At 40.2% G+C, this 19,531-nt stretch carries 12 protein-coding genes; 5 read left to right on the top strand and 7 right to left on the bottom strand.

Annotation, left to right across the window (positions count from 1 at the left end; genetic code table 11):
* The first annotated feature begins 121 nt into the window (after positions 1–121).
* Complete coding sequence (speA, locus tag SGI74_00240) at positions 122–2,095, top strand: biosynthetic arginine decarboxylase (protein ID MDZ4675912.1); 1,974 nt, start codon at positions 122–124, stop codon at positions 2,093–2,095.
* A 62-nt stretch (positions 2,096–2,157) separates the two neighbouring features.
* A complete protein-coding gene (chrA, locus tag SGI74_00235) occupies positions 2,158–3,348 on the top strand; it encodes a chromate efflux transporter (GenBank protein ID MDZ4675911.1) in 1,191 nt (396 codons plus the stop codon).
* Here chrA and SGI74_00230 read toward each other — a convergent pair.
* Positions 3,345–4,376 (bottom strand): agmatinase family protein, encoded by a 1,032-nt coding sequence (locus SGI74_00230; protein MDZ4675910.1) that lies wholly within the window; start codon positions 4,374–4,376, stop codon positions 3,345–3,347. The two genes, chrA and SGI74_00230, sit on opposite strands and share 4 nt — an antisense overlap.
* 88 nt (positions 4,377–4,464) lie before the next feature.
* Between SGI74_00230 and SGI74_00225 the strand changes: the two genes are divergently transcribed.
* Positions 4,465–6,555: a M3 family metallopeptidase gene (locus SGI74_00225; protein MDZ4675909.1), complete on the top strand. Its 2,091-nt coding sequence runs from the start codon at positions 4,465–4,467 to the stop codon at positions 6,553–6,555.
* Between the two features lie 13 nt (positions 6,556–6,568).
* On the opposite strand, the gene SGI74_00220 is transcribed toward SGI74_00225, so the two are convergent.
* Together SGI74_00220 and SGI74_00215 are read right to left on the bottom strand one after the other, a co-directional pair.
* Entirely contained in the window at positions 6,569–7,198 is a 630-nt protein-coding gene (locus tag SGI74_00220; GenBank protein ID MDZ4675908.1) for a methyltransferase domain-containing protein, read from the bottom strand.
* Between the two features lie 2 nt (positions 7,199–7,200).
* Positions 7,201–8,136: a diguanylate cyclase gene (locus tag SGI74_00215; protein MDZ4675907.1), complete on the bottom strand. Its 936-nt coding sequence runs from the start codon at positions 8,134–8,136 to the stop codon at positions 7,201–7,203.
* Between the two features lie 50 nt (positions 8,137–8,186).
* On the opposite strand from SGI74_00215, the gene metH reads away from it, so the two are divergent.
* The gene (metH, locus tag SGI74_00210; GenBank protein MDZ4675906.1) at positions 8,187–11,750 is read left to right on the top strand and encodes a methionine synthase; all 3,564 of its coding nucleotides are present in this window, start codon (positions 8,187–8,189) and stop codon (positions 11,748–11,750) included.
* A gap of 32 nt (positions 11,751–11,782) precedes the next feature.
* On the opposite strand, the gene SGI74_00205 is transcribed toward metH, so the two are convergent.
* Entirely contained in the window at positions 11,783–12,226 is a 444-nt protein-coding gene (locus tag SGI74_00205) for a hypothetical protein (protein ID MDZ4675905.1), read from the bottom strand.
* Positions 12,227–12,283: 57 nt separating this feature from the next.
* Positions 12,284–12,964 carry a hypothetical protein gene (locus SGI74_00200; GenBank protein ID MDZ4675904.1) on the bottom strand — a complete coding sequence of 227 codons (681 nt, stop codon included), beginning with the start codon at positions 12,962–12,964 and terminating at the stop codon, positions 12,284–12,286.
* A 214-nt stretch (positions 12,965–13,178) separates the two neighbouring features.
* On the opposite strand from SGI74_00200, the gene SGI74_00195 reads away from it, so the two are divergent.
* Positions 13,179–15,395 carry an aconitate hydratase gene (locus SGI74_00195; GenBank protein MDZ4675903.1) on the top strand — a complete coding sequence of 739 codons (2,217 nt, stop codon included), beginning with the start codon at positions 13,179–13,181 and terminating at the stop codon, positions 15,393–15,395.
* Here the strand turns inward: SGI74_00195 and SGI74_00190 are convergent.
* Together SGI74_00190 and SGI74_00185 are read right to left on the bottom strand one after the other, a co-directional pair.
* Entirely contained in the window at positions 15,392–17,725 is a 2,334-nt protein-coding gene (locus tag SGI74_00190) for a hypothetical protein (protein MDZ4675902.1), read from the bottom strand. The two genes, SGI74_00195 and SGI74_00190, sit on opposite strands and share 4 nt — an antisense overlap.
* Positions 17,722–19,497: a FecR domain-containing protein gene (locus SGI74_00185; protein ID MDZ4675901.1), complete on the bottom strand. Its 1,776-nt coding sequence runs from the start codon at positions 19,495–19,497 to the stop codon at positions 17,722–17,724. Before SGI74_00185 ends, SGI74_00190 begins: the two co-directional genes overlap by 4 nt.
* Between the last annotated feature and the right edge of the window lie 34 nt (positions 19,498–19,531).

The following is a 19,531-nucleotide window of genomic DNA, read 5'->3' as shown; positions in this document are numbered from 1 at the left end:
TGTATAAAAAAACACAGAAGATCATTAGCTTTTCAAGTTACTCATTTAAAGAGGAAACCAAGTGGCAACAACGCATCCAACCATTACTGCTGTAAACCCACTTTCCACAAATCAACCAGATATAAAAAATGCGACTAACGGTAACGGCAATAGCTGGACAGTTGAGCAAGCTCTTGAGCACTACAATATTGAAAACTGGGGCGCAGGTTTTTTTGGTGTGAATGATAAGGGCAATATGTGCGTTCATCCCAATGGCAAGCCCGGGCCAAGTATCGACATCATGGATATCGTCGAAGACGTTCGTGAAAAGGGTCTAAAATTTCCGTGTGTTATTCGATTTCAAGACATTTTGCGCACAAGAGTAAAGGTTCTCAATGAGGCTTTTAGTAAAGCCATTCAAGATAACTCATACACGGGCAGGTACTTTGGTGTTTATCCGATTAAAGTAAATCAAATGGCTGAAGTGGTTGAGGAGATTGTTGATGCTGGAGCCCCTTATCACTACGGTTTAGAAGCGGGCAGTAAAGGTGAGTTATTAGTAGTTCTGGGTCTAAACACAGACCCTGATGCGATTACTGTCTGCAATGGCTACAAAGATGAAGAGTTTATGCGGTTAGCCCTTTTGGGTCGCAAACTAGGTCGCAAAGTTGTTGTTGTAATTGAAAAGTTATCTGAACTTCCTTTGTTATTAAAAGTTGCTCAAGAAATGCAAGTTGAACCTATGATTGGTCTCAGGGCCAAGCTCACAACCAAAGGTATTGGTAAGTGGGAGGGTTCCAGTGGTGACTACGCAAAGTTTGGTCTTACAATTCCTGAATTGATCAAGGCTGTAGAAATCGTAAAAGCAGCGGGCCAAGAAAAAGCAGTTCAGTTGTTTCATTTTCATGTGGGCAGTCAGCTCACAAATATTCGAACTATTAAAGATGCTGTGGGTGAAGGTGCGCGCATTTATGCTCAACTTAAAAAAATGGGCTTAGGAATCACTTATTTTGACGTTGGTGGTGGTCTTGGCGTTGATTATGTTGGAATGCGCTCTTCAGTCTTAAATTCAATGAACTACACCATTGAAGAATATGCCTCAGACATTACTTATAATCTAAAACAAATCTGTGCGAACGAAGGTGTTTCAGAACCACATATCGTCAGTGAATCAGGTCGTGCAGTTACTGCTCATCATGCTTGTATTATCATGAACGTGTTTGGTCGTATCGAAGTTGGGGGGCCAACAGTGATGCCTCCAGTTTCAGCTTCAGAATCTCAAATCGTTAAAGAATTACGTGAAATCGTAGCGGGTCTTAACGGTAAAAACGCGCGAGAGAGTTATCACGATGCTGTTGCGAAAAAAGAAGAAGCGCTCTCTATGTTTAAGTTTGGAATTTTAAGTCTCGAAGAACGCGCGAAGGTTGAAACACTTTATTGGCAACTTTGTCGTGATTTGATTCAACTCAATAAGCGATTAAAAAAACCATCAAAAGATACCATGGGTTTAGGTGATAAGTTGGCCGATCAGTACATGGCTAATTTTAGTTTATTTCAATCGGCTCCTGATCACTGGGCTTTTGATCAATTATTCCCTATTGCTCCAGTACATCGCCTCAATGAAGTGCCCACTCGTAATTGCACACTCGTTGATATCACCTGTGATAGTGATGGAAAAGTTGATCGGTTTGTTGAAAAGCTTGAAGTGGGCGATACGATCGCCCTTCATAATCTTAAAGAAGGTGAGCCCTACTACGTAGGTATGTTTATGACGGGCGCTTACCAAGATATTATGGGTGATAAGCACAATCTTTTTGGCCGTGTAAATGAAGTTCACATATTTGTTGATGATGAAGATCCAGAAGATTTCTACATTGAAGAAGTAATTCCTGGAGACACCATTGGCGAAGTACTTTCACAAGTTCAATACGAACCCAAAGAATTAGCTCGCAAGGTTAAAAATGCCATCGACCAAAAAATTCGCGAAGGTGTTTTAAAACCCAAAGAAGGTGTAAACCTCACTGATTTTTACGAGTCCGTGATGAAAGATTATACTTACCTAACCCACGATGGTGCACAGGAAGAATCAAATGTCATGGTGGGCCCTACAGTTTAAAATTTATCTCTATCACTTTTCAAGATTGTAAGATCACATTTTTTAGATAAAGCTTTAGGCTGATGAAAGAGACTTTGCTGTTTTTTTTAAAGCTTGGTTGCGTCGGTTTTGGCGGGCCAATCGCCACTATTGCCATGATGGAAGAAGAAGCCGTCATGCGCAGAAAATGGCTCACCCCTGAGCATTTCAATCGTACATTTGCGCTTTTAAAAGTGATGCCAGGCCCTACGGCTACACAACTTGCGATTTATCTAGGCCGCATGCGTGGTGGGCCGCTCGTTGGTTTTTTAGCGGGATTTTTATTTTTATTCCCTGCATTTATTTTAGTTTTAATCATCAGTTACTTTTACATGCGCTACCAGACAGTTCCAAATGTTGGGGCTTTATTTGCGGGAATGCAAATGGCAGCCCTTGTAATTATTAGTGATAGCGTTTGGCGTATGGCAAAACCTTATTACTATAACGGGCGAGCTGTACTGATTGCATTGGTATCAGCTTGCATTATTGCCGTCAGACCAAATTATGAACCATTTATGATTTTAGGATTTGGTTTATTTGGTGCCTTTATTGTTCATGGATTTAAAAACAATATGCGCTCGATATTTTTATTACCCACAATGCAATCACCACTTGTTCCACAACCATTTCCTGAGCAAGCACAAACTTTAGATTCAAAACCTGAAATGGCGCTTATCGGAAGCTGGGGTTTTCTTTCGCTCACAAATCCGGTTTTAAGCCCACTAGCGTGGACATGTTTTAAAGCAGGGGCTTTTGTTTTTGGAACTGGATTGGCCATTGTTCCAATTTTAGAAGCAGACGTTGTAACGAAATATCAATGGCTAACTCACGCTGAATTTCTTGATGGCCTAGCTATTGGTCAAATAACTCCCGGGCCTGTAATCATCACTGCTACATTTATTGGTTACAAAGTCGCGGGGTTCATTGGGGCTCTTGTTGCTACATGCGCAATTGCGCTTCCTGCATTTGTTAACATTCTTTTCATATTACCCCTCATTGAAAATCGTATTGAAAATTCACCAAGATTAAAATTCTTCACTGACTGGGCTTTTCCCGCAGTCATTGGTAGTTTACTTGGAATTGTTTTTCGCCTGATGCTTGAAACTGTGACAACGCCAGTTCTTTGGCTGCTTTTGGTTTTGGCTTCTTTTGTTTTGGTTAAATGGCGATGGCCTGCGTGGTCGTTGATCCCGACATTTGGAGTTTTACACTTTATTATAAATCATTTTTCTTAACTTGAAGACGTGAGTGTTCTACCACAAAGTTTGTAGAGTAAACGTGCCCCTACGTTAGCATTCCACTCATCGCCTTTGGGGCCGGGTGCAACTTCATTGAGATCAAAGCCGACGATTTTTTTGCCTGCCGTTAGAATTTTTTTAAAAATGAAGAGCGCTTCTTGAAAACTTAATCCACCGGGGACGGGTGTTCCGGTGTTGGGGCATAAAACTGGATCAAATCCATCAATATCAAACGAGATGTAAACTTCATCAGGCAAGTTGGCTATGATATCATCGCAGATTTCTGACCACGTTTCGCCTTCAAGCTTAAGTTCTGCAATATCTTGATCAAAAAATGTTTGAACCCGATCACCATGTTTTCGAATGACATTAATTTCTTCTTCGCAGAAATCACGAATACCAACTTGTATTAATTTTTTAACTTCGGTTTCTTCAAGCAGGTTGTACATAATGCTAGCATGTGAATATTTAAATCCTTCATAGGCAACGCGCATGTCGATATGAGCATCAAAGTGTAAAACACCCATATCAGGATATTTTTCTAAGTAAGCTTTGATAGCACCCAGTGGGCTTGCGTGATCCCCGCCGATGAGCCCTACGATTTTACCTTTATCTAAATATTTTTTTGTCTCTTCATAGACGTAATCATTAACCTTAACGCTTAACGCATTCACTTTTTGAAGTGCGCTTTTAAGTTTTGTATTATTACCGATATCACCACCGGCTTTTATAATAGGTTTTGCGGCAGCCTTTGCCTCTTGATTCCATTTTAAAATCTGTTTTGAAATGGGGAGCATGGCAATGCCGGCTTCATAGAAGTTTCCCATTTCGCCATCATAAAGATCGACTTGTTTGCTTGCATGAAAAATAGCCTCGGGCCCTTTTGAGGTACCACCCCCATAAGAGGTCGTGGCCTCCCAGGGTACGGGCAATAAGACTAATTTGGCGTCATTAATAGAAAAGGGAAGGCCAAAGATACCTGAATCTTTTGTAGCAGCAGAATTTGGGTCGAATTTCTTTTTCATGACGCAAAGCTAAAATCTGACTCCTCACTTGTCAATCACCAATCTTACTGTCACAGTTATTAAGCAAAAGAAACCGGGAGACACTTCAATGAAGCGAAATTTAATATTAATTACTGGATTAGTAGTACTGGCCACGGGCTGTAATAAGGGGCAAAAGTCTCAAGAACAACCGAAGGTGTCGCCACCAGCCGTAACCACAAAAACAACGGAGCCCACTGTGATTCGCTATGAATATGCATCCGATGAAATTACAAAGATTTGCAAAGACCAAATGAAACTCACCGATGAGCGTTTAGCCGCGATGTTAAAAGTTCCAAGTGCTGAGAAGAATTTTTCAAATACAATAGAAACATTTGAGACTATCTTAGCTGATCTCAGTGAGATGGTAAGCCCGGTAACTTTTATGTACTCCGTACATCAAGATAAAAATATTAGAGCTGAAGCTGAAAAATGTGATTCTGAACTTGGTCAGTACATCGTTGGCCTCTTCACGCGACGAGATCTCTACGATGCATTAGTTGAAGCTGATAATTCAAAAAAATCTGTGAAAACAAAACAAACGCCAGAACAAAAAAGATTGGCTGAACAGATAATAAAAGAATTTAAGCATAATGGATTGTCACTTTCAGATGAAAAATTAAATCAAGTAAAAGAGCTAAAACAAAAACTTACAAAACTTGAGACTCAATTTGCTTCAAATCTCAATGAAAATACAGATTTTATTGAATTTACAGCGGCAGATCTTGAAGGGGTTCCGGATACTGTTTTAGGAAGATTTAAAAAATCTGGTGCCAAATTTAAAGTGTCTGCAAAATCCACTGATTATAGTGCTGTAATGGAAAACGCTAAGCTTTCAGAAACACGTCGGCGTATGCAAGTGCTCTATGAAAATCGTGCAGCCGATAAAAACACAAAACTACTTCAAGAGGCGATGGGTCTAAGGGCGCAAGTTGCCGAACTTTTGGGTTATAAAACTTGGGTGGATTATCGCACAGAAGATCGCATGGCTAAATCCTCAAAAACAGTTGAAGAGTTTTTGTCTTCACTTCGTGGAAAACTTGCTGAAAGAAATAAAAAAGATCTAGCAAAGCTTATGAAATTCAAAAAAGAAATGGAGCCCGCTTCAAAAGAGTTTAACCCGTGGGATAGTGGCTACTATGCATATCAATTAATGAAGCGTGATTACTCTATTGATAGCGAAGTAATTAGAGAATATTTTCCGTCAGACTACGTTGTTGAGAAAATGTTTGATGTGTATTCTAAAATTCTTGGCGTTAAATATGTAGAAGTAAAAGATGCAAAAGTTTGGGCGCCTCACGTAAAACTTTACGAAGTGCGAAATACTGCAGACTCAAAATTCATTGCACATTTCTTTGCTGACTTTGTACCTCGCGACGGAAAATACGGTCACGCAGCTGCATTTACGTTAAGATCAGGCCGCATGATTAATGGTGAATATCGAACACCGGTTTCATCTATCGTAGCAAATTTTACGCCTCCAGCTGATGGCAAGCCTTCATTACTTGACCATGATGAAGTTGAAACTCTCTTTCATGAGTTTGGGCACATTATGCATCAAACTTTAACCAAGGCACCCTTTGCCACACTTTCTGGTAGTAGTGTAGCTCGTGATTTCGTGGAAGCTCCTTCACAGATGTTAGAGAATTGGGTGTGGGATCCCGCGATTTTGCAAACACTCTCGGGGCATTACAAAGATACTACAAAAAAATTGCCCAAAGATCTCATTACAAAATTAATTAAGGCTCGAGATTTTAACCAGGGTGTTTTTTACACCCGACAACTTTTGTTTGGGTTTTTTGATTATACGATACACTCTTCATCAAAAATTACTGATCCAACAGAAGTTTATAAAAAATTGTATAAAGAACTTACAACCATTGAGCCGAATCCTGAGACGCATTTTCCTGCGACGTTTGGTCATATGATGGGTGGCTATGATGCTGGCTATTACGGATATTTGTGGTCGGAGGTATATGCCGATGACATGTTCACTAAGTTTGAGGATGCAGGCTTACTTAATTCTAAAGTTGGAGCGAGCTATCGTAAGAACATTCTTGAGCAAGGTGACGTAAAGACGGCTGATAAATTATTGGTGTCATTCTTGGGTCGAAAGCCAAATAATAAAGCATTCTTTAAAAGATTGGGTATACGCGAGTAAAATTTAGTCGCTTTTAGAATTTTTTGAGAATATAAAGGCGGCTGAAATTCTTCCATACAGGAAAAATACTATCTTTCATCACCACTTCAACTCGTGTGTTTTTCTCTACGAGTTCAAGTGGTGTTGTCATTCTAAAGCCCAAAAATTTCTGTGTGAGAGAATCGCTGAGAAGATCAACCAGCTTGTCGTGTACTTTTTTCCCTGCAAAATGAGATACAATGCATATATGACCACCGTGTTTACAAACACGAATCATTTCTTCAATGACTTTTCCGGGTTGAGCAACAGCACTGATTACTGATGGTGCAAATACGCGATCAAATGAATTGTCATCGTATTCCAATTTTTCAGCACTCATGGTTTTGACTTTTGCATTTGTTAGTTTGAGATCTTTGATTTTTTCGCGCGCAATTTCAAGCATCGCATCTGAGATATCTATGCCTGTGATATCAGCATGTTTGGGGTAGTGGGAGAGTGTGAGGCCGGTTCCTATTCCTACTTCTAAAATTTTATGTGGACCATTGAGAGCCATGGCTTTGATAGCTAATTTGTGTCCTCGGCTTAATATGCGACCATAGACAAGGTCATAACGGTCGGCAAGACGATCATATATTTTTTGATAACCACTTTTGTTTTCAGCCATGCTCATGTCAATGTTTTGGTTTTGAGGCAATTTCGGCCTGCTTTTTTTGCTTCAAAAAGCAATTGGTCGGCAGCACGTACAAACTCTTTAGATGGAATTTCTTTTTTTGTACAATCAAAACTTGCTATACCAAAACTAGCTGTAAGCTCGGCTCGTTGTTTTTCTTGTGAAAAGACGGTGGCTTCGATGGTCTTTCGAATTCTTTCTGCAAGGCGCTCTGCACCTGGAAGATCTGTCTCGGGTAATATGAGTAAATACTCATCGCCCCCATAGCGCGCAGCAATATCAATAGCTCTTGTGTTAGAGCGAATAATTTTTGCAATTTCCGTTAAAACCCAACTTCCAAAGAGATGATCATTATCATCGTTTACGTTTTTGAAGTTATCCACATCCATCATGATGCAAGAAATTTGCTTGCGATAACGCTTCGCTCGTAAAAGCTCCACATCTAATTTTTGATAGAGCGAGCGCATATTAAAAAGCCCTGTTAGGTCGTCAGTGTCGACCATTCCCTCTAAACGCTTCATTGCTCGATGTAGCTGGTCATGAAGATTTTTAATTCTGATTTTTGATCTTACCCGCGCAAGTAATTCGGCAATGCGAAACGGTTTAACAAGGTAATCATCTGCACCTTGATCCAGGCCAACCACAATGTCTTCAGTTGTGAGATTTGCAGAAACGAAAATGACCGCAATGTAATCGTGGTCAGGCATTTTTCGGATTTGCTCTAAAGTTTTAAGGCCACTCATGCCAGGCATATTGATGTCTAGTAGAACAAGTTGGGGTGACCAAGCCTTGAGTTTGTGTAACCCATCTTCGCCTGTATTAGCCGAGGCAACATGATAACCCTCTCGTTCGAGAGCCTCAGTCATGAGTTCCACATTACTTGTTTCGTCATCAACCACTAAAATTCGTGTTTTCTTTTCGATGGCGCGCATCCTTTTTTAGTGGGCAATAATAGCGAATTCAGCTATCAGTATAAGGGTTTATGACACGTAATCAAAGAGTTAAAGAGCTCAAAGATGCTCTGGCGCATCGGATTTTAGTACTCGATGGCGCTATGGGTACAGCTATACAAGATAAAAACCTAACTGACGCAGATTTTGGTGGTCCAGAATTAGAGGGCTGCAATGAGAATCTCGTCATCACGCGCCCTGATGTAATTCAATCTATTCATGAAAATTATTTAAAAGCAGGTGCTGACATTATCGAAACCAATACTTTTGGCGGCACACCTTTTGTTTTGGGGGAATATAATCTTACACCTCAGGCCCACTTGATTAATTTTACAGCTGCAACATTGGCCAGAAAAGCTTGTGATAAATTCTCAACACCAGAAAAACCACGATTTGTTGCTGGATCAATTGGCCCCACGACTAAAGCCATATCCGTTACGGGTGGAATTTCCTTCGAAGATCTTTCAGATAATTTCTACGCTCAAGCAAAATCTCTCTATGAAGGTGGCGTTGATTATTTCTTACTCGAGACATGTCAAGATACGCGCAACGTAAAGGCAGCACTCATTGCAATCGATAAGCTTATGAATGAAGTGCCTGAGAGTGAGAGATTGCCAATCGCTGTTTCAGTAACCATTGAACCAATGGGTACCATGCTTGCGGGGCAATCAATTGAAGCGCTTCAAGCATCACTGGCGCATTTAGATCTTTTATATATTGGTTTGAATTGTGCGACGGGCCCAGAATTTATGACAGATCATATTCGATCTCTCTCAGCTCTGACGCATTCACGTGTTGCCTGTGTGCCAAACGCTGGTTTACCCGATGAAGACGGAAAATATATTGAAACGCCCGAGATGATTGGTCGTATCTTGCAGCGATTTGGTGAATCTGGATGGATAAATCTTTTGGGTGGATGTTGTGGAACTCACACCGGGCATATTACTGTTTTAAGTGAAATTGCTAAAAAACTTAAACCTCGTGTACCTCCTCAAAACCGTGTTTCTAGTTTATCTGGAATTGACTATCTCGACATCACAGAAGATCAAAGGCCCATCATCGTTGGCGAACGTACCAATATGATCGGAAGTCGAAAATTTAAACGATTAATTGAAGAAAATAAATTTGAAGAAGCTGCGGAAATTGCACGTGCACAAGTTCGTCAGGGAGCACAGATCATAGATATATGTTTTGCAAATCCTGACCGTGATGAAATTACGGATATAGAAAAGTTTTTATTACTAGTTACAAAAATGGTGCGTGTGCCCCTCATGATCGACAGCACTGATGAAAAGGTTATTGCTCGAGCACTGACATATTCTCAGGGTAAAGCGATTATTAACTCAATTAATTTAGAAGATGGCGAAGAGCGCTTTGAGTTGGTTGTTCCGATGGCCAAAAAATTTGGTGCAGCCCTTGTTGTGGGCACAATTGATGATGACCCTCAACAAGGTATGGGTGTCACACGAGAGCGAAAACTTGAAATTGCGAAAAAATCATACGATCTGTTGGTGAATAAGTATGGTGTTAAGCCAGAAGATATTTACTGGGATGTGCTTGTGTTTCCCTGTGCAACGGGTGACAAACAATACGTTGGTTCAGCCATTGAAACAATTGAAGCTATAAAGCTTGTGAAAAAAGAATTTCCCGGGACAAAAACTGTACTGGGGGTTTCAAACGTTTCATTTGGTTTACCACCAGCTGGTAGAGAAGTTCTTAACTCTGTATTTTTGTATCACTGTGTGCAGTCAGGTCTTGATTTAGCGATCGTTAATTCTGAAAAGCTTGAACGTTATGCGAGTATTCCTGATGAAGAAAAAGAATTGGCAAATAATCTCATTTATAAATGTGATGATGATCAAATTGCAAAATTCGCACTACACTTTAGAGACGCAAAACCAAAAAGCAATGTAGATACTGATAACTCTAAACTTACTGTGGAGGAGCGATTAGCAAAATATATTATTGAAGGTACAAAAGAGGGGCTTGTTCGTGACCTTGACCTTTGCTTAAAAAACATGAAGCCCCTTGCAATCATTAATGGCCCGTTGATGAAGGGCATGGATGAAGTTGGCAGATTGTTTAACAACAATGAACTCATCGTGGCTGAGGTTCTTCAAAGTGCAGAGGCGATGAAAGCGGCTGTGAATCATCTTGAACAATTCATGGACAAACTTGACACAGCTGTGCGAGGCAAAGTTGTGCTAGCCACTGTAAAAGGTGATGTGCATGACATTGGTAAAAACCTAGTTGATATTATTTTTTCTAATAATGGTTTTAAGGTCATAAATCTCGGAATTAAAATTCCACCAGAACAACTTATTGCTGCTGTTAGAGAACATAAACCCGACATCATTGGGCTTTCGGGGCTGCTCGTAAAATCGGCGCAGCAAATGGTTTTAACCGCCAATGATTTTACTCAGGCAAAAATAAATACTCCAATTCTTGTTGGAGGTGCGGCATTGACTGAGAACTTTACAAATAATAAAATTGCACCAGCTTATGATCTTGGCACTGTCATTTACTCAAAAGACGCAATGTCGGGTTTAGAGTATGCAAAGCAAATTGTTGAGCCTGAGCGTTTTGAAAAACTTAAAGCTGATATAAAAAACAGACGCCTTAAAATTTCTGGTGAAGTTAAAAAAGTTGAACGACAAGAAATGCCTCGTGTGCGTTCGGGCGCTATAAATACTGTCGATGATATTCCACAACCTCCAGATTTTAATCGTCATGTTTTGCGAGATGCACCACTAAATCGCATTTGGAGTTTTGTGAATCCGCGAATGCTCTATGGTCGGCATTTAGGTGTTAAAGGCTCTTTATGTAAACTTATTGAACAAGATGATAAAGCAGCATTGAGTGCTGATGCTGAAGGTAAAAAAGTTCTGCAACTTATGGAAGTTATCGAGAGCATCAAAGAAGGATGTCGCTCAGGTGTGTTTAAGCCCAAGGCTGTTTTTCAGTTTTTTGAAGCGGCAAGTGAAGGCAATAATCTCCATATTTATTCTTATGAAGAAGCGGCTCGATTGCGTACGGCCCCGGCTGAACCAAAACAATCGCCCAAGCCACTGGTGACATTTGATTTTCCAAGGCAAGCAAAAATCAACGGACTTTGTCTTTCAGATTATGTAAATCCTCTTGGCTCACCAAAGCCTGATAACATTTGTATGTTTGTAGTGACAGCTGGTGAGGGAGTGCGTGAGTGGGCAGAAGAGCTTAAACAAAAAGGCGAGTATTTAAAGAGTCATGCGCTTCAAGCACTGGCACTTGAAACTGCCGAGGCCTATGCAGAATTTTTGCATTCTCAAATTCGAAATATGTGGGGTTTTGATGATGCGTTTAACATGACCATGATGGAGCGTTTTCAGGCGAAATATCGAGGAAAGCGCTATTCTTTTGGATACCCGGCTTGCCCCGTTTTAGATGATCAAACACATTTATTTAAACTGATTCGTCCAGAAGATATTGGTGTGAATTTGACCGAAGGGTTCATGATGGATCCAGAGGCTAGTGTTTCAGCTATTGTGTTTCATCATTCCGCTGCGACATATTATGGCGTCGGTGAAGCAAGTCAAACAGATCAAAAACCAGGTTGATTATTCTCCAGCATCGTTGATTCAGTGGTCAATCAGTACCCCTCAGGCCTTTTAGTCCCAGGCAAATGAAAATTACCAGAAATTCCCGTCGCACAGGGGTTAGAAGTTGCATCAACTGGTTGTGTTGCGCTGGTACTAAGAGATCTCTGGCCTAAAACTAAATCAGCTGACACACCCGTTTGAGTGGGCAATGAACTCCAACCCAGTGTGCGTTGATTTAAGCAATCATTAATAAAAAGTCTGCCTGCACCGTAATAAATTCCTATGGGAGAAGAAAAACTTAAACCGCTTAAGCCTGGGCCATTAGCTGTTCCTGTGGTCATGTTTAGCTGACCTATAACATAGTCTGCGGCTTGTTGAGTTTGTGTGGGAATTGTGTTCCATACCAAGACTCTGTTATTGCCTGTATCTGATACAAAAAGACGTTCTCCAATAATTGAAAGACTTTCAGGAGCACTGAGACTTTGTGCGCTCACGGTGCCTGCAGCGCCAGGTGTATTATTAACAACAGCCGTTGTAAAATCAGGTTGTCCCTACACAATATCTGCAGCTTGACCGGATACTGTAGGAAATGTATTCCAAATCATAACTCGATTTTGATTTTTGTCAGTTATAAGCATTTTTTTGCCAGTACTTGCGACGCTCGAGACGAATGCGCATCTTACAAGATCTGCGGCTTGTTGATCAACTGTGGGCAAAGAATTCCAAATCAAAAGTCGTCGATTGACCTGATCTGCAACCATCAGATGAGTTCCATCATAGGCAAGTTGTATGACATTACTCAGTGTGCGAGCAGAACGGCCTCCAATATTGGCATTACCAGTGGTCATCGTTGGTTGACCTAAAACAATGTCAGCGGGCTGGTGATTTCGCGTGGGAAATGTATTCCAAATGGTAATCCTATTATTAAGTTGATCGGCGATAATAAGTTTATCTCCTGTGTCTGAAATTCCTTGAGGGTGTCGTATGCTATATGCGCTTATTGTCCCGGGTGCATCGGGAGTATTGTTGATAACATTAGCTGTAAAATCGGGTTGACCAAGTACTAAATCAGCAGCTTGATTAGTTGAATTGGGGATTTTATTCCAGATAAGAACTCGATGATTTACGACATCGGCGGTAATAAGCCTTGAACCTACGATTCCATTTACTGAATAATTTATAACACCACATCCAATGCAAACCAACAGCGTGGCTAAAAGCAGTTTGGCCATAACGAAATTCTTTCGATCTTCCCTACATTTGTCAATTTAGTAAGATATCTTGCGGTAATCTTTGGAATTCAAAATTCATGTTGCGAAACACTTGAGCACATCAGCCTGCAGTGCTACTCTTCTAGTGTAACAAAGATATTTTATAAAGGAGCAGCGCGTCGTGAAAGTCAATATTGAAACCACACCCGAACATGTTGAGAAACTCTACTCTTCAATGGAAGAAAAACTTTCCGCGGCGAAAAAAAAGTTAGGTAAAAGTGCTCTCACTTATGCTGAAAAAATTCTCTTTAGTCATTTAGATAATTTTGATCAAGAAATGGTTCGTGGAAAAAGCTTTGTACTTCTGAGACCTGATCGTGTTGCGATGCAAGATGCCACAGCACAAATGGCGCTTTTGCAATTCATGCAATCAGGGCGAAAGCAAACTGCGGTTCCTGCAACCGTTCACTGCGATCATTTAATTCAAGCACGGCGCGGTTCAAGTGATGATACAAAAACAGCACTTCAAACGAATTCTGAAGTTTATGATTTCTTACAATCAGTTTGTACCAAATATGGTTTGGGTTTTTGGAAACCAGGTGCCGGAATTATTCATCAAGTTGTTTTAGAAAACTATGCATTTCCTGGTGGATTAATGATCGGAACAGACTCACACACACCCAATGCTGGTGGTTTAGGTATGATCGCTATTGGTGTCGGCGGATCTGATGCTGCAGATGTTATGGCGGGCCTAGCTTGGGAAGTTAAAATGCCAAAACTTATCGGTATTCATCTTAAAGGCAAACTCAATGGCTGGACTTCACCAAAAGATGTAATTTTATATCTCTGTGGCCTTCTCACCACCAAGGGTGGAACAGATCAAATCGTAGAATATTTTGGCGAAGGTGTTTCCGCCATTAGTTGCACAGGTAAAGGCACTATAACAAATATGGGTGCAGAACTTGGTGCGACAACTTCGCTCTTCCCATTTGATAAACGCATGGTTGATTATCTGAAAATCACAAACAGAGATAAGATTGCTGATCTTGCAAATAAATACTCACAGCACTTAAGAGCTGATAGTGAAGTCGAAAAAAGTCCTGAGAAATATTACGACAAAGTTGTTGAGATTGATCTTTCTAAACTTGAGCCTTATGTTGTGGGCCCTCACTCACCTGATGTGGCAAGACCTATTTCAAAATTTAAACAAGAGATTAAAGAAAAAGAATATCCAGATAAACTTTCTGCAGCACTTATTGGCAGCTGCACAAACTCTTCATATGAAGATATCGGGCGCGTGGCCCATATTGCCAAACAAGCTTTCGAGCATGGCGTGAAAATGCCACAACCATTTTTGGTATCACCTGGTTCTGAACAAATTCATTTAACAATTAAGCGTGATGGTCAAATGAAGGTGCTCAATGATGTTGGTGCAACAGTGTTAGCCAATGCATGTGGCCCTTGTATTGGTCAGTGGAAACGCGATGATGTAAAAGAAGGGACTAAAAATTCAATTATTAGTTCTTTTAATAGAAATTTTCGAGGTCGTAACGACAGTAATCCTGAAACACTATCATTTCTGGCAAGCCCAGATATCGTTATGGCTTTGGGTTTAGCGGGTTCACTTTCGTTTAATCCGTTAACCGATGAACTCACAACACCACACGGAAATATCAAATTTACACCTCCCTATGCTGATGATCTCCCAGCTCAAGGTTATGCAACGGGTGATTTGGGTTATCTTGCTCCAGCAGAGAATCCAGATCTTGTGCAGGTGAAAGTTGATTCAAAAAGTGATCGTCTTCAACTTTTGGAGCCCTTCAAGCCTTGGGATGGAAAAGATTTTGTCAAACTTCCAATTTTACTTAAAGCAAAGGGTAAATGCACTACCGATCATATTTCTGCAGCCGGGCCATGGCTTAAATTTCGAGGCCACCTTAACAACATCAGCGATAATATGTTTTTAGGTGCAACAAATGCTTTCACAGATGAAATCGGTAAAGCCACTGATTCTCAAACGGGGGCAAAGAGTTTACCTATTCCAAAAGTGGCTCGAAATTACAAAGCCAATGGATTACGTTGGGTAGTTATCGGGGATGAGAATTATGGTGAAGGCAGTAGCCGTGAACATGCTGCAATGTCACCTCGATTTTTATCAGCCGCTGCAGTCATTGTAAAAAGTTTTGCAAGAATTCATGAAACAAATTTGAAAAAACAAGGTCTACTTGCTCTAACGTTTGTAAATCCAATTGATTACGATAAGGTTCTCGATGGCGACAAAGTGAGTATTGTAGGTCTTGATAAATTCGCTCCAGGTAAAAATCTAGATATGGTTCTTAGTCATGCAAATGGTAGCGAAGAAAAAATCTCACTTAAACATTCATTTAGTAATGAGCAAATCGAATGGTTTAAAGCGGGCTCAGCACTTAACTTGATGAATAAGCGCGGTTAAAAAGTATAGACCCCAAATACAGAATAAGCGGGTGTGGTAAGCACTGCGCGAGAAGATCTTTCAGCACTTGGTGTTCCGGACTGACTCGTTGTTGGAATGTATTGAATCTGGTCTTCTTTATAACCAAACCCACCACCAACTGAGAAATCTTCAGAAAACTCTCGAATAAAAGCTACATCAAGCTTGTGACTCATGGCCCCTGGTAAAATTCGATCAATGTCTGCTTGTTTATTAGCTGCAACAATTGGAGCTGAAAGTTCTGCGCCCAAGCGCATTGTCCATACTTGGCTAAATTTTTGAAATACTTGGAATGTATTTGCCGGGCCCAATAATTGTGGGGCTCTAGAGTAAAACTGAGTCGTTGCTTGATCATATGCCAAGACGGGGACTTGCCACGAACGAAGACCAAAAAAATTCTTAATGTAAATTGATCCTTTTGGAGTTTTAATTTGCGGGCGATATCCCCATTGCAACATGAACTCAGGATAACTCACCGTTGAATTTTTATAAGTGAAACCACCCCAACCTGCAATTGCACGTAGGGCATGATTTGATCCGTGAAACCATCCAGTCGCATCGATATCGGCTAGGCCGCTTGTTTCACCGCTAAAGCTTGTTGATTGACTGTTATTTTCTTGAAGTTTACTTGAATAAGAGGCGGGTGTTAGGCTGTAGCGAAATGTGAGATCAAAGTTAGAAAATTTATCTTCTCGCACAGTATTTTCTGAACTTCTAAACATTCCGCCGTCATCTGTGGCTTCAATGCCTATAGAAAATGTAGGTGAGCTCATATTAACTTCGGATTTCTGAGTTCGTGAACCCGCATTTGGAGTCCATCGGATGACATCTTGTTGAAATCCAGCCATGGCAAGGAGTCGCATGTTTCCTTTAAATCCATATTTCGCACCAAATTCTGTTTTAGAACTTACTTCGGGATCTACTTTGATAAATCCAGCAGAGCCGCCACCGCCTATAGCAGAATTGCCAAGTGGTACAGAAACTTGCATCCGTCCAGTAAGTGCCCACGTGTCGTTAAGTGGCTTTGTAATATCGACTCCACCCACCGGGCCGTATAAAGTTGGAGTGTAGACTTGCATTGGTGCTGTGATGAGTGCGCGAGAAATAATAGGGATAGTCCATAAACGACCACCTACATACGGTCTTATTGTTGTCATAAGACCTTTGTTGCTTCCTGAAAATTTATAAGAAGCTGCTAAATTTAAATCATTATAAGTTATGTTTGTATTATTGATTGAAAATCCACCCCAGACTCCACCAGCTTTGACACCCCAGCGCGAATCGGGAAACCACAAGTGTCCTTCGAGGAGCATATTCCCACCAATAGTCGATGACTTATTGTTGGCTGAAGAAATCTCACGCATGGTGCTTGAATAATCAATCGGAGTCACGGTGTATCTGGCCGTAAAATCAAAGCGGTCAAAATCAATGGGTTTCATATTTTTTACATCAAATTGATATTCAGTTGTTGGAGCAACGGTTTCATCACTTTCGCGCGCTTCAATCACAGCGATGTATTTGCCAGGCGGAAGTTTTCCTGTTGAGTACTCGGGTGAATCGATGTGAGGTGCATCAATAATGGGTTGCGAGGTGCTCGCAAGTGAACGCACATCGGTTTGCCCATTTTCAACTTTATAAATTTTAAGTCGGTAATATTGTGCCGCTTCTACCGGAGCCCATTTAAATGGGATACTTTTTCTGCTACTCCATTTTTCAGATTGCCCCATTTGTAACTGAGGAGCTGTGATTTCTTTTTTTTCTATGTTAAGTTCTTGTATAGTAGTTGGAGCGCCAAATGAACCTTCCATTCCCGTGCGTACTGTAATTTTATAATTACCGGGCTCAGTGGGTTTAAAATCAGATTTAGGATCTTTAGTTTCAAAAGACTTATATTCTTTACCATCTTTTAAAATAACAACCTTATAGTTAGTCGCATTTTCTGCTGGCCTCCAGCTTGTCTCAACATTTGGGCTTTTCTTTGAAAATGTTATTTTTTGAGGCTCTGCAATTTCGACTAGAGGCTGAACAGGTGCGGTAATAGCAAGGCGAAAAGGTTTACTCCAAATACCAGGGCGCTCAAGGGCATCTACAGCTTGAACCCGTAGATAATAAACACCGGGCTTTAAGTTAGATGGTAAATTATTAAGCTTCACACTTTTTTCAATTACTTTTTTATTAAAACTGTCATCTGTTGCTACTTCGAGATTGTAGAGCTTTGCTCCTTCGATAGCCCTCCACTTTAAATTAACTTCTTTTGCGTATGTGGGCAAAGTTACTAGACCCGATAATAACACTAAAAAGAGTTTTATCATTGAACCTCCGACATATCAAAATCTGGAGCTTCAAGAGTTTTTCCGTGATAAACAGTGAATTGATGAGCTGTTGGTTCAGATTCGCGGCCATAGCGGTCTATAGAAGATACAACCCATTTGTATTTGCCGTCTGGGAGATCTGTTTTTTCTTTTTCAACGCCATTAAGTGTATCTTCAAGAACCACTTCTTCTTTAGAGCCCATTTTTAGGAGTTTAAATTTATAAGAGGCGGCGCCTTCGACTTTTTTCCAGCGCCATTTGATAAGTGGATTTTTTAAGAGATCAAGCTCTGTAGTGTCTGACCAACCTAAAATGACTGGTGGTGAAAGTAGAGGAACAAGAGGGCCTAGTTCAAGTTTACGAATTTCATGATGCTTCCATTCGCCATCAAGGTTTTTGAGACCTACGGACCAATAATAGATACCTTCTGGATAATTTTCTTTAAGGAGGGTTTCATTTTGTGTTGTTTCAAATGAAACAAGTTCATCTTTTAATTTTTCGTTTCGTGAAAGTACAAATTTAAATTTTTCAACAGTCTCGGTAACTTGTGATTTCCAACGAAATTGAATGCCATTAGCTTTTTGAAAAATATCAAAAGTTAATTTAAAATTATTATCCGGCGACATTAATTCTGGTGGTAGAGCTTCTTTTAATTTGTTGACCTGTACAAAGCTTGGGTTACTTACTTTTACATGTTCATTGTAAATAGCAGAAACGCGCCAGAAATTCTTTCCTTCAGAAATTTTTGATGTTCTAACATATAAGTTGTTAGTCTCTTCTTTGAATCGAATATTAGAAAAATCTTCTTTGTCTGATGTTTCAAAGAGATACTTCGTAGAATTTGTATCACCCTTCCAGCTAAATTCAACAACAGGCATATCGTTTCTAAATGCCATAGATTGATTTTTATCTGGAGTTGTGAGTACTGGGGTGTTCATTTGAATAATTTCGAATGAACGTGTTTCGCTCACATTAATCTCTTTTTCACCCTCGGTCTTAACGCGCCAATAAAAACTACCGGCTTTTAAGTTTGTTAAATACTTTTTTGTTGTAAGTTTCTTTTGAATGACCATTTGTTTAAAATTTTTATCTTTTGCTAATTCTAGAATTCTGGGACTATTATTTTTCGCCTGCCAAGTAAAAGTTATAGCAGTTTGTGCGGCGTCTATATATTCTCGAGATAAAGGTGCTGGCGATTCTAGGATCGTAGGAATTTCTTTTTCAGACATCGTACCATCTTTATCAATGGTGATTTGTTTTCCTGTACCATCTACCCCCATAGTGGTGGCAGTTAATTGTCCTTTTTCAGCATCTACTTGCAATGACATTGTGCCTTTGCCTGCAGCTGCGAGATCCATACCGTTAATTTTAATTTGTGAATCTGCAGACGCTTGAGAATCAACGACCAATTGTCCACTTTTGAGACTTAATGATAATTTGTTGTTATTTCTTTCAAGTACAACAAGACTTGATTCGCCGAGTGATATTTTACTCCCGTCATCAAGTCTAATGTGCGCTTGTGATTTTTCAGAAGTTTGAATTGAATCATTCCAATAAAGTTTTTCATTGGCATTAACGAGGTCCCAAAGCATATTGTCGCCAAATTTGCGTTTAACAGATTGTTGTATTTCTGTTAGCACACCAGCAATTTCAAGGCCTTCAGATGTTGAGCGATTTAGATAAATATCAGCATACAGATAGTATCCGCAAGCACTAGCACCACCTAGCGAGACGAGTATAACTATGAAATTGTATATAAGGACTCTCTTCACTCTTGTTACATCGTCAAAATTAATTAGAAATTCA

This window comes from Oligoflexia bacterium (assembly GCA_034439615.1).
GTDB lineage: Bacteria > Bdellovibrionota > Bdellovibrionia > JABDDW01 > JABDDW01 > JAWXAT01.
The sequence above is the reverse complement of the archived record's forward strand: the minus strand, read 5'-3'. Positions and strand labels throughout refer to the sequence as shown.

Bases quoted from the DNA above. Each gene is read 5' to 3' on its own strand.
- chrA (MDZ4675911.1), top strand. From the start codon at position 2,158: ATGAAAGAGACTTTGCTGTTTTTTTTAAAGCTTGGTTGCGTCGGTTTT.
- SGI74_00230 (MDZ4675910.1), bottom strand. From the start codon at position 4,376: ATGAAAAAGAAATTCGACCCAAATTCTGCTGCTACAAAAGATTCAGGT.
- SGI74_00225 (MDZ4675909.1), top strand. From the start codon at position 4,465: ATGAAGCGAAATTTAATATTAATTACTGGATTAGTAGTACTGGCCACG.
- SGI74_00220 (MDZ4675908.1), bottom strand. From the start codon at position 7,198: ATGGCTGAAAACAAAAGTGGTTATCAAAAAATATATGATCGTCTTGCC.
- SGI74_00215 (MDZ4675907.1), bottom strand. From the start codon at position 8,136: ATGCGCGCCATCGAAAAGAAAACACGAATTTTAGTGGTTGATGACGAA.
- metH (MDZ4675906.1), top strand. From the start codon at position 8,187: ATGACACGTAATCAAAGAGTTAAAGAGCTCAAAGATGCTCTGGCGCAT.
- SGI74_00200 (MDZ4675904.1), bottom strand. From the start codon at position 12,964: ATGGCCAAACTGCTTTTAGCCACGCTGTTGGTTTGCATTGGATGTGGT.
- SGI74_00195 (MDZ4675903.1), top strand. From the start codon at position 13,179: ATGGAAGAAAAACTTTCCGCGGCGAAAAAAAAGTTAGGTAAAAGTGCT.
- SGI74_00190 (MDZ4675902.1), bottom strand. From the start codon at position 17,725: ATGATAAAACTCTTTTTAGTGTTATTATCGGGTCTAGTAACTTTGCCC.